General features: G+C 65.5%; 10 protein-coding genes. 7 read left to right on the forward strand and 3 right to left on the reverse strand.

Annotated features, from left to right (window positions below; translation table 11 throughout):
* Nucleotides 1-451: 451 nt before the first annotated feature.
* The gene (locus MJD61_01655) at nt 452-1690 is read right to left on the reverse strand and encodes a transposase (GenBank protein ID MCG8553983.1); all 1239 of its coding nucleotides are present in this window, start codon (nt 1688-1690) and stop codon (nt 452-454) included.
* A gap of 35 nt (nt 1691-1725) precedes the next feature.
* Between MJD61_01655 and MJD61_01660 the strand changes: the two genes are divergently transcribed.
* From MJD61_01660 to MJD61_01680, 5 genes are all read left to right on the forward strand, one after another.
* Nucleotides 1726-2007: an SEC-C domain-containing protein gene (locus tag MJD61_01660; protein MCG8553984.1), complete on the forward strand. Its 282-nt coding sequence runs from the start codon at nt 1726-1728 to the stop codon at nt 2005-2007.
* A 430-nt stretch (nt 2008-2437) separates the two neighbouring features.
* Complete coding sequence (locus tag MJD61_01665) at nt 2438-3379, forward strand: hypothetical protein (GenBank protein MCG8553985.1); 942 nt, start codon at nt 2438-2440, stop codon at nt 3377-3379.
* 6 nt (nt 3380-3385) lie between these two features.
* On the forward strand, nt 3386-4213 hold the full coding sequence (locus MJD61_01670; GenBank protein MCG8553986.1) for an undecaprenyl-diphosphate phosphatase: 828 nt from the start codon (nt 3386-3388) through the stop codon (nt 4211-4213).
* 133 nt (nt 4214-4346) lie between these two features.
* A complete protein-coding gene (locus tag MJD61_01675) occupies nt 4347-5414 on the forward strand; it encodes an NTP transferase domain-containing protein (protein ID MCG8553987.1) in 1068 nt (355 codons plus the stop codon).
* An 80-nt stretch (nt 5415-5494) separates the two neighbouring features.
* A complete protein-coding gene (locus MJD61_01680) occupies nt 5495-6856 on the forward strand; it encodes a phosphomannomutase/phosphoglucomutase (GenBank protein MCG8553988.1) in 1362 nt (453 codons plus the stop codon).
* 192 nt (nt 6857-7048) lie between these two features.
* On the opposite strand, the gene MJD61_01685 is transcribed toward MJD61_01680, so the two are convergent.
* Nucleotides 7049-7846, reverse strand: coding sequence for a hypothetical protein (locus tag MJD61_01685; protein MCG8553989.1), 798 nt, complete (start codon nt 7844-7846; stop codon nt 7049-7051).
* 172 nt (nt 7847-8018) lie between these two features.
* Here MJD61_01685 and MJD61_01690 point away from each other — a divergent pair, with 172 nt between their 5' ends.
* Nucleotides 8019-8447, forward strand: a complete 429-nt coding sequence (locus MJD61_01690; GenBank protein ID MCG8553990.1) for a hypothetical protein — start codon at nt 8019-8021, stop codon at nt 8445-8447.
* Between the two features lie 575 nt (nt 8448-9022).
* A complete protein-coding gene (locus MJD61_01695; protein MCG8553991.1) occupies nt 9023-9436 on the forward strand; it encodes a hypothetical protein in 414 nt (137 codons plus the stop codon).
* A gap of 186 nt (nt 9437-9622) precedes the next feature.
* On the opposite strand, the gene MJD61_01700 is transcribed toward MJD61_01695, so the two are convergent.
* The coding region (locus MJD61_01700) for a DNA gyrase subunit A (protein MCG8553992.1) at nt 9623-11060 on the reverse strand (1438 nt) is incomplete at its 5' end.

Genomic DNA, 11060 nt, shown 5'->3' on the forward strand with positions numbered 1-11060 from the left:
GGACCAGCGAACAGCCGCGGAGCACAACTTCAGGCTCGAGAGCCAGCTCGCCCTGCCTTCACCGCCACCTTCGTATCGTTAGGGCCTAGAGCGCCACCCTAGTGAACTTGTGATTCGTGGTACTAGTCTCGAGTTTGGCGGTTTTGGGTCAGTGGACGACCTGACGTCGTTCGGGCGGGGGGTCACGTGCTCGGGCCCAGCGGTTCCCCCCGAACTCGCGCTTTGAGCGAGCTAAGATACAGGAATCGACTCACAGATCGAGACTTCGCACAGCGTCCGTTCACGCTCAAACACAGGACCCCCCGCAGGGCCCTGCGCGCGCAACCCCCCGCCCGAACGACTTGCGTGGTGGCGGATTCAGCCAGCGTCCCGAGCGGCGGGCTAGCCGTAGCCGGCAATATCGAGCAGTGGAGCGAGCGACTTTTGATCGAGGGGGCCTTTGTCTGCCTGATCAGAAACCCACAAGGTCCAGCTTTGGCGCCGTAGATGCGCCAACATGTCGGCGAAGCTCGGGTTGTGTTTGGAGCGCTGCCACGGAGCGGCGCGCATGGGAAGCCGGACCCGGCGGCGCGCCCACGTCAGATACCAGCATGTGACGAGCGAATAGAGCCACAGTGCCATCGGAGCGGTACGCTGCACGGCGTGTTCGGTGCGGTTTTTGGGGCTCTTCGAAGCCCAGCCGGCTCTTGGCCCAGCCGAAGGTCTCCTCAAGCGACCAACGCCGGCAGTACAGCTCGATGAGGAGTTCGGCCCGCAACGACAGGTCCGTGCTGACAAGCACGTCGTCGCGGCTATGTCCAGGCCAGCCCCGGATCATCACGATGCGCAGTTTGCGCTCGCGCCCGACGATATACCACAGCGCATCGAAAACCTGGACCTGAAGCTTGGTGCTACGACCATACACCTGCGTTTCGACGCTACGCCAGCGCCGGTGCAGCCGTTCTTTGGGCGAGGCCAACCTCTGCCCCCGCACCCGCGGTCGACCCATCCCCCGATATCGTGGCGGCGGCGCATACAGCGCCGCGTCAAGCCGCCCGCGGCCCACCAGATGAAACCGCTCAGGCAGCGTGCGCACCACCGAGCGATTGACGTAGGCATTGTCGGCGACCACCACGAAATGCCGTGTCGCAAAGGCTTTCGATACCACCTCGAGCATCTGCGCACCCAGCTCCGTCTTTTTCCAATGTCGCCTTCCCGCTCGCCTATTGACCTTCTCCGTACGGTACAGCCGCATCAGCACCGGGAGCGAGTAGCACTTGCCCCACGGCGCGCTCACTACCACGGCCAGCACCACCCAGGTGTGACCGAAGTGCCAGAACGGGCGAGTCGCGGTGGACAACAGCGGGTCGCGATGCATCCCGGCCGACGCGATACGCTTGCCTGTGTGCCGCGCCAACGTGTCGTCCAGGCTCAGTACGACGGTCTCGTTTGCGGACAGCAGCCTCAGCACCCAACGTGCCAGCACCAATCCCACCTGGTCTGGATGCCACGCTCCCCGGCTGAAAAATCGATGGTAGCCACTGTGCTCCCTGTACCCGACCACCCCGGCCGCTCGCATCACACCGGTCACCGTGTGCTTACCTGTACACAGCACCCAACCCCTGACCAAGGTAACAAAGCGCTGAAAACTTGGTGCCGTGAAGCAACCCTGAAACAAGCCCAAGCACATGGTAAAGCTTTCCGGTAGCATCGCTGTTCGCCTCCTGCTGAGACCCGAGCCTTGCCATGAGCCGACCCGCAAGTCCCAAACGTCCCGCCATCATACGGGTGCAAACCCAACAGCGGGCTTCAGAAATGATGCAGCTGTGCGATGAACATGGCGTCAAGGTCATCGTGGGCATCGAGCCGGACAAACCCGAAGACATCAGCGATGTGACGCGGCTGCTGCACCCGTTCCAACCTGTCAGACGAGCTAGCCACATCGGACGCAACGAGTCCTGCCCCTGCGGCAGTGGCAGGAAGTTCAAGAAATGCTGCCTCCGAAACACCGCCAATCCGCCAGGCTAGAGCCCGCATCCCTCCCAACTCGAGTTGCTAGCCTCCGTCACAGCGCACGCACACACCCAAGGCCGGCCACTACGTCAGTCGGGGGGCCGGGGGTCTCGCGCGCAGAGCGTGCGGGGGGTCCTGTGTCTGAGCGCAAACGCACGTTCCAGCGCCAGCTCTCATCGCTAAGCCGCCTCCAGATTGCTTCCACCTTCCACGCGCGAGTTCGGGGGGACCCGCGCGCCGAGCACGAGACCCCCGGCCACACGACGCCCAGCGGAGCAACCCAAAACCGCCAAACCCGAGCCTAGTACGACCGCCAGCCCTCGGCGCCAATCGATCACAATCCCTGGCAAGCGGTACCAGCTGGTGCCCAGGTGGTGCCGTCCGTATTGACCGCCCCTGCCTCGATTTGGCACCCTCCACATCGCACATGCCTTATGAGGCCACCATGCGCGTATCGCTGCCCGCAGCTTGCTTGGTTGCAAGCTGCGCTCTGTTTGGCTGTGACGGCCTGGCGAAACTGACCGGCGGGTCCGGAGCTTCGAGCGCCCAAAGCGCTGCTCCCCCGCCCCTGCCTGCCGGCTCGACGTGCCGGGACAGCGATCACTGCCCTCGAGACCAAGCTTGCGTGGAACACCGCTGCCGATATCGAGTCAGCAGCGTCACCGGCGAGTACCTCGCCGTGGTTGGGCGCGGCCTGTATGAGGCTCAGGACCTGGACGAGGCGGCGCGAACATATCAGGCAGCAGTAGCAGCGTTCGTGCGCGCAGATGCACCCACACCTCCTTCCATCCAGTGCGAAGCGGCTGCCGCCATCCTGGGCGCCGCACGCACTCCGGAAGCACGCGAGAGCGCCGCTCGAGCGGCCGATCGTTGCTTTCGGGCGTCACTCCCAGGTGCGCCTGAACGCAAGCAGGTCATGCAGCTAGTAGCAAAGCTCCGCTTCGATGGTCTCGATGCGACCAAGTTCGACGCGGAGCAGCCCGCACCGCGCTTCTTCACGGCGACGCCTTCGCGGCCAAGTACCGACTCGGTCGAGGTCGCGATCGACATGCCTAGCCACGACTACCCAGGCTATGCGGAAATCCAAGGCAGCTTGCGCGGCGCTGAGGTGACCCGCGCAGTGGCCGACTGCTTTACCAAGGAGTGGCAGAAAAAGCACATGAAGCAGCTGGACACGTCCTTCACGGTCAAGTACCGGAGCAGAATGCGCGACATGGGCGACTACGACGTGTACGTGCCTAGCATCGAGGTGATCGGTGTTGGCGATGCAAGCGGTTTCGATGGTTGCGTCGCTCAGGCGGTCACGGCCGGGCTGGGCTCGCCGCCAAAGCTGCGACGCAGCACATCGTGGGAGCAGCCGGTGAGCCTGGCCGCACGCCTCCCATAATCTCTAGTGTCCTTACTCGCGGGCAACGGAGTTGGTCTTGCAATCGCTTTGGGGCTGGTCCAGGGCGCGACCGAGTTCCTGCCCGTCTCGAGCAGCGGACATCTCGTGGTGATGTCGATGCTATGGGATGCACCAACGCCCTCGCTGGCGCTGATGGTGCTGCTGCACGCGGCTACGTTGCTGTCGACGCTGCTGGTCTTCGGCAGGGATATCGGGTCCATCGTGTTGTGCGCAGCGCGGGGACTCCGATCGCCCTCGCTGCTGCGGGACAGCGACGAAGGTCGATTCATGCTGGGCCTCGGCGCCGCGACGTTGGCGACCGCCGTGGTAGGACTCACGCTTGAGCCATGGGTGCAGCAGTGGTCGTCGTTACGCTGGCTCGTCGGCCTGTGCTTTCTTGGCTCTGCCGTGGCGCTGGTTATGACCCGTCGCCACCACGGGTTGGGCGACCACCTGTCGCTGCGGGCTGCCGTGCTGGTGGGCGCGGCCCAGGGTTTGGCTGCGCTGCCCGGGCTTAGCCGCAGCGGCGTGACCATGGCTGTCGCCATGTGGCTGGGGCTCAACCCTGCTGCTGCCTTTCGCTACTCCTTTCTCCTGTCGGTCCCCGTGATCGCGGGTGCCAGCGTGCTCGAGCTGGGCAAGCCCGAGAACTTCAGTGCGCTCGGAACCGATGCCTTTGTGGGTGGCGCGACGGCGCTGGTCGTAGGCTACGCCGCGCTGCTCGCCCTGCGGGCGCTCGTCGGTCGTGGCCAGTTGTGGACCTTCGCAACCTACCTGGTTCCCCTGGGAACGGCCCTGCTGATCGCCGATCTTGTGGGACACGTAACGAACTAGTACAACCTCGGCACCTGATTGAGGTCTCACACCACCACACGCTACGAAACAGAGAGCTCTGGGACACGCAGCCGAGAGTTCCGGCAGCCGGTGGCATGGTGGATGCTGTGGAACCCTCGGTCGCGCGCGCGTCATGTCCAATACCTACGCTGTGATCATGGCGGGCGGTTCGGGAACCCGGTTTTGGCCGCTCTCCAGGAGGACGCGTCCCAAACAACTGCTGCCCCTGGCTGCGGGCGGTGAGGTGTTGATACGCGCCGCCTTCAGGCGGGTGCTGCAGCTAACCGTGCCGGAGCGCGTACTGGTAGTCACGGCGCAGGCGCTCGCTGAGAGCGTAAGGACCCTGCTTCCCGAGCTTCCTGCGGCCAACCTCCTGACCGAGCCTTGCGCTCGCAATACGGCGCCGTGCGTGGCGTGGGCCAGCGCGCACGTGCATCGTTCGGACCCCGAGGCCCGTCTGGTTGTGGTGCCGGCGGACCAGTACGTCGAGGACGATGACGCGTGCGCGCAGGTCATGCGGACAGCTATCGCCGCGGCCGAAGGGGATCGGCTGATTACCGTCGGTCTCGAGCCCACTCGGGCGGAGACGGGCTACGGGTACATCGAGCTCGGCCGCCAAATCGCCGACAGCGTGTACCAAGCCCTGCGCTTCGTGGAGAAACCCGAGCGCGGGCAGGCCCAGCACTACCTGGAGTCGGGCCGATTCTTGTGGAACAGCGGGATGTTCTTCTTTGAAGCTGGCGCCGCGCTCGCCGAAATCCGAAGACAGCTGCCCGAGCTCACCGAACTGCTCGACGCCGTCAGCAAGGCAAGCCCAAAGCAAGCGCTCGAACGCGCCCGCAAAGCCTACTCAAGCCTGCCAAGCGTTTCTCTCGACCACGGCGTCATGGAGGGTGCGCGCAATGTGTTGGTCGTACGGGGCGAGTTCGGATGGGCCGATGTCGGCAGCTGGAACAGCGCCTGGCGACTCGCGCGCAAAGATGTGCTGGGCAACGCGACCACGGCAAAGACCGTGGCAGTGGACAGTCAAGACTGCTATGTGGAGGCAGCCCAGAGCAAAGTGGTGGCCCTGGTCGGCTTGAGCGGCGTCGTAGTGGTCGACACGCCGGATGCGTTGCTCGTGCTGCGTAAGGACCAGGCGCAGCGGGTGCGGCAACTCGTCGAGGCGCTCCGGAACCAGGGCGACGACGAGGTTCTGTGACGGTCGGTCCACCTCCACATCCTCATCGATCCCCCCTGCACAAGCGGGAGACGCGTATCACAAGACACAAGGAGCTGAACGTGAACCCACTTATCTTTCGCGAGTACGACATCCGCGGTGTGGCGGAGCGCGATCTTCCAGACGAAGTGGCACGGGACATCGGGCGAGCTTTCGGAACGCTGCTGAAGCGCAGGGGCGCACGCCATGTGGCTCTCGGACGCGATTGCAGGCTCAGCTCGGAGCGACTGCAGGCGGCGTTGTCGGAGGGTATCCGGCAGACGGGTCTGTGGATCGTCGACATCGGGCAGGTCGCCACGCCGCTCATGTACTTTACGGTCTTTCATCGGGATCTCGACGGTGGTGCCGTCGTTACCGGTAGCCACAACCCCCCGGAAGACAACGGGGTCAAACTCATGGCCGGCAAACAAACGCTGGCCGGACCGGAAATCCGCAAGCTGCGAGAAATGGTCGACAGGCAGGACTTCGACCTCGAGGCGGCGGGCGGCAGCGAAGAGTACGATCCGCTGCCGGCGTACTCAGGCTACATGCGCGGCAACATCCAGCTTCAGCGAAACGACGTCGCCTTCGCCATCGACGCAGGCAACGGCATGGGCGGTCCCGTGGCCCTCGCCGCCATGCACACCCTCGGTCTCAAGCCCGACCCGATGTACTGCGACGTGGACGGTGAGTTCCCGCACCACCATCCCGACCCCACTCAGCCCGAGAACATCGCGGACCTTGCCCAACGCGTGCGGGAGCGCGGACACGAAGTGGGGATCGCGTACGACGGTGACGCCGACCGCATAGCCGTGATCGACGCCGACGGCCTGCCGCTATGGGGTGACAGGCTCGTCGTCCTTTTTGCACGCAGCATCCTCGCCGACCACCCCGGCGCGACGATTCTTGGCGAGGTCAAGTGCTCCCAAAGCATGTACGACGATATCGCTGCGCGGGGGGGCCGGCCGATCATCTGGAAGACCGGCCACTCCCTCATCAAACAGAAGATGAAGGAGGAGAACGCTCTACTGGCCGGAGAGATGAGCGGCCATATCTTCTTTGCCGACCGCTACTACGGCTACGACGACGCGGTCTACGCCTCGCTTCGCCTGCTGGAGATCCTCTCACAGCACCCGCCCGGCGCGCTCGACGAGTTGCTCAGCGGGCTGCCCGCTACGCACGCCACGCCGGAGATTCGGGTCGCGTGCCCGGATGACGTCAAGTTCGACGTGGTCTCGCGGCTGCTCGAGCGCTTTCGGCAGGAGCGCGAGGTCGTCGACATTGACGGGGCACGCATTCTGTTCGACGGAGGTTGGGGGCTGGTCCGCGCTTCGAACACCCAGCCTGCGCTGGTAATGCGCTTCGAAGCCAGCGACGAAGACAAGCTGCAGCAGATCCAGCAAGAAATCGAGCAAGCCGTCCGGGAAGCCTCCTCGCCGGGTTAGCACCGCTTGCCGGAAGCTCGATCCGGGTTCCTCCGCCGACCCCAGGAGGGGGTGAGGGTCGGCTCCGAAACCCGGCCCCCACCGCGCTTGCTCGGGCACCTTCTTGTCGGTGCCGCGCTGCGCGCGGTCGTGCTCGCGGCTACCCAGGCGAAAACCCGGATCGGACTTCCGGGCGCGAGCACTGGTCCTCCTCTAGCGGGCTGGCTTGAGGCGCACATCAAGAGCAGCCAGGCGACCCTGCTTCGTACGCTTGAAGCTTGATGGTGCGAGCGTGATCTCCCGCGGCCGGTAGCCTCGGCGATGGACCAGCAGTCGGGTGTCGCTCTGCAAAGGGACGTTCTTCATCACGACACCTGGCGTGGTGCCCATCATTCGGTAGACGCTGGCAGCCTCATCCGTGACGATATGCACCCTGGCGGTCGGCCACGTCTCGGAAATCGGTGGCGGGCGCTTGCGCAAGAGCGTCGGACCAAGCGCCCAAGCGTCCCTGCGGCGGCGCGCAGGCAAGGTTTGCAGCGGGAGCTCGTAGCGCGCCGCACGGCCCTTGCCCATGGGACGCCAGTCTTCCGGAAGCAAGTAACGGGCGGGTTTGCGCGATGGCGCGACGGCCACGAACTCCTCGGATACGCCAAGATGTAGAACCACGTCGACGACGGGACCCTTACCCACGAAAAGCAGGACCTGCGCGCCACGTGGACGACTATCCACAACCACATCGCCCAAACGTACCGTCCCCTCGGCTCCCCGAGCCGGCGGCGGTTGAACGGCCGGAGACTTGCGGCTGGCAGGCGAAGCCTTGGAGCGCTGCGGTCCTTGCTCGACGTCGCCAAAAAAGACGGTCGCCGTGGCCCAGACCACCGCAACCCCCCCCGCCAGCACGAGTGCCAGCCCCGCACGCCCGGACCAGAACGAAGAACGCTCGTCACGCGCAGTCGGTCCAGCCGCCGTAGGTCTTGGCGGAGACGCCGCTGGCTTGGGACGTGATGGCACGGAGGGCGTCGCATACGGCGGGGGAGGCAGTGGCACCGGGGTCGCCACCGGCGGGGACGCAGCTTGTGGCTCCATGCCCACGGACGGACCAAGCCCTGCGCGCCGGCCACCTCCCACTTGGTGCTCGTCCAGCTTTGGTGCCGCGTCTCCAAGAGGAGATCGCGGAGGGGGAATGGAGTCGTGCGAAGTTCGCTGCGCGGACCGCGCATCCGGGGTCTCGCGCAGGGGCGAGCCAGCGGATGCAGGTGGCGGTGGAGCGCTCAGGGAGCCAACGCCCCCCGGGGCGGGCGGCTGGGGCCCGGGTCCTGCTCGCATGACCCCCGGCGGGACGCTCGGAGAAGCGGGCGGCGGAACGCTCGGAGAAGCGGGCGGCGGGACGCTCGGAGAGGCGGGCGGCGGGACGCTCGGAGAGACCGGTGGCAAGCCGCCGCGAGAGGCCGGTGGCACGGCGCTCGGAGAAATCCGAGACGGGACGCGGGGCGAGACCGGAGGCGAGGCGCCACGAAAGCCCGGCGCTGGAGCGCTCGGAGAAACAGCCGGAGTGGGTTTCGCGCCCGGCGGCGGTAGCGTTGGCCTTGTGGCCCGCCGAGCGCCGATGTAGCGCGACGGAGCAGCGGGTTTGGCGGAAATCGAATCACGCTCTCGAACGGCCGTGACCTCGTCGTCGTCAATGCTCGCATCGTCCGGCTCGTGGACCCTGCTTCGATTTGGTCGAGATGACCCGTTCGCTGCTCGAAGGTCATCCGCATGGGTCCCCATCGCACCAAGCTGACCGGCTGCACGCTGTTCAGCGGCGTCTGCGACGGGCCCTGGATCGTGAGGGAGCCGCGGGTTCGGCACCTGCGCTTCACCGGGGAGCTCCACGGGCACCTCTAGGTGCTCGGGAAGCCCTCGCTGTGCATGCTCGGGAAGCTCCTGCAACAGATTGTCGAGCTGTGCGTCGATGGTCCGGGCTTCGGGAGGAGGTGACGATGAGTTATCGAACATATTCCGGTTGCGATTGGCTTCGCGGATGAGTCGGGACAAGACGCGCCGCGCAGCGTCACGGTTGAGCGGCACCAAGGTAGCCTTCAACTCCTCGGCAAGCAAAGGCACGCTCCAGATGCCGCCAGGGGGGCCGGTGTCGATGAGGTCCATCAGGGGTTTGGGCGCGCCCGGATCCGCCGCAAGCAGCAGGTGAGCCAGAAGCGCTACGATCGATCTGGCTGCGGCCTCGTGGTCACGGGTGGGCTCCGCCTCCTCCACGACAACGCTCCCGTCGCTGGACAACAGCACGCGTTGCGGATCAAGGACCGTGAGGTGATCCTGAATCGCCTCGCATGCCTCCAGTGCCACGAAGGCTCCCACTTCAAACGGCAACGGAATCCGCTGATGCTGCAGCGAGGCTACGAGATCACCAGCTGTAAGGCCATCGTGCTCGATCACGAGTTTCCTGCAGTTCCCCAGCGGCCGGCCACCGCCGTTTCAGCAGGGCCCCGGGAGGGCGTGGGGATCCAATGGCGAGGACGTCGCCCAAACGATTTGCGCGCGGCCGCCCGCCAGCGCGCAAGACACGCGGCAGTCGGCATCGAAGGGGCGCTCGGCATGTGAAGGAGAACGAACGGCATTTGACAGGGCGCGAATAGAAGGCTGTCAACAAGACGGGTTCGGCAGTCTCGCGCAGGCACGAGCGACGTCCCCAATCGTCGCAGTATGTCCATGTTATGGCTCCCCCGACAAGGTGGTTGTGCGGCTGGGAAGTGCCCTGTGTGCCGCCCGCTGTCAAGATCGATGGCGCTACCCTGACTCCTCGTCCGGGGCCGGTGGCGGATCCGTGCCTGGCTCGGACACGTTATCCAGTCCGGCCGCGCCTGGACGCGTGGCTTGCTCGCCGTCCTCCTCTTCACGCTCGGCCACGAGGGCCACGTCCACCACCCGCTCGCCGCGTCCTAGCCTCATCACGCGCACGCCCTGCGTGTTTCTGCCAGCCAACCTGAGCTGATCCACCATGGTGCGCAAGACCTGACCTTCGTCCGTGATGACCATGAGCTGGTGCTCTGGACGCATGAGCGCCAAACACACGACGTCGCCGTTGCGATCGGACGCGTCCATCGCGATCACCCCCATGCCGCCACGTCCCTGCCGACGCCACTCCCCGATGGGTGTGCGCTTTCCGTAACCATTGGCGCTTACAGTCAGCACCTGCTGCTCCTCATCATCGATGACACCCATCCCGATTACGGTGTCGCCCGCCCGGAGCTCGATGCCCTTGACCCCACGCGAGTCTCGGCCCATCCGCCGCGCCTCGTCGACCGCAAAGCGGATCGACAGGCCCTTGGCCGTGCCTAGCAGCACGTCCTGGCCCGAATGCACGGTCTTGGCAGACAAGAGGGCGTCCCCTTGTTCGATGGCAACGCCGATGATGCCGTTGGCACGGATGTTCGAATACGCGTCGAGAGCTGTACGTTTGACCCGCCCCTTGCGGGTGCACGTGATGAGGTCGCTGCCCTCGATGAACTCGCGCACCGGCACGATCGCGGCCACGCGGTCCCCCGGATCCATTCCCACGAAGTTCACGATGGCTCGCCCCCGTGCAGCCCTGCTGGCCTGCGGGATCTCGTAGATGCGCTTCAGGTAGGCCTTGCCTTTGTCGTTCAGAAACAAAACGTGGGCGTGGTTGTTTGCGACGAAGATCTGCTCGACGACGTCCTCCCCGCGCGTTTCCATGGCGCGGGTGCCCCGGCCTCCGCGGCCTTGCGCCCGGTACTCGTCCATGGGTACGCGCTTGATGTATCCTGCGTGCGTGACGGTTACGACGACGTCCTCGTCGGCGATGAGATCCTCGATGCTGATGTCGCCCTCGGCCGCAACGATCTCTGTACGCCGCTCGTCGCCGTAGCGCTCCCTGATTTCATCGAGCTCCTCGACGATTAGATCCAGCAGCAGGTGCTCATCCCCCAGGATCGCGCGCAGGCGCTGAATCAGAGCGCACAGTTGCCCGTATTCCTTGGCGAGCTTCTCCCGCTCGAGCCCCGTGAGTCGCGCCAGGCGCATGTCGAGAATGGCCCGGGCCTGTTTGTCTGAAAGGCGATAGTCCGCACGCTCCCGGGCAGCGTCGACCTCGTCCTGCGGTCGGCCGGCACGCTGCACGAACTGCTCGAGCCCCTTCAAGGGCAGTTGCACGAGCGCAATGCGAGCCTGCTCGACGTCCGCGGCAGCTCGAATGGTCGACACC

The sequence above is a fragment of the Pseudomonadota bacterium genome, from assembly GCA_022361155.1.
Lineage (GTDB): Bacteria > Myxococcota_A > Polyangia > Polyangiales > JAKSBK01 > JAKSBK01.

Bases quoted from the DNA above. Each gene is read 5' to 3' on its own strand.
- MJD61_01655 (MCG8553983.1), bottom strand. From the start codon at position 1,690: ATGCTACCGGAAAGCTTTACCATGTGCTTGGGCTTGTTTCAGGGTTGC.
- MJD61_01660 (MCG8553984.1), top strand. From the start codon at position 1,726: ATGAGCCGACCCGCAAGTCCCAAACGTCCCGCCATCATACGGGTGCAA.
- MJD61_01665 (MCG8553985.1), top strand. From the start codon at position 2,438: ATGCGCGTATCGCTGCCCGCAGCTTGCTTGGTTGCAAGCTGCGCTCTG.
- MJD61_01675 (MCG8553987.1), top strand. From the start codon at position 4,347: ATGTCCAATACCTACGCTGTGATCATGGCGGGCGGTTCGGGAACCCGG.
- MJD61_01690 (MCG8553990.1), top strand. From the start codon at position 8,019: ATGGAGTCGTGCGAAGTTCGCTGCGCGGACCGCGCATCCGGGGTCTCG.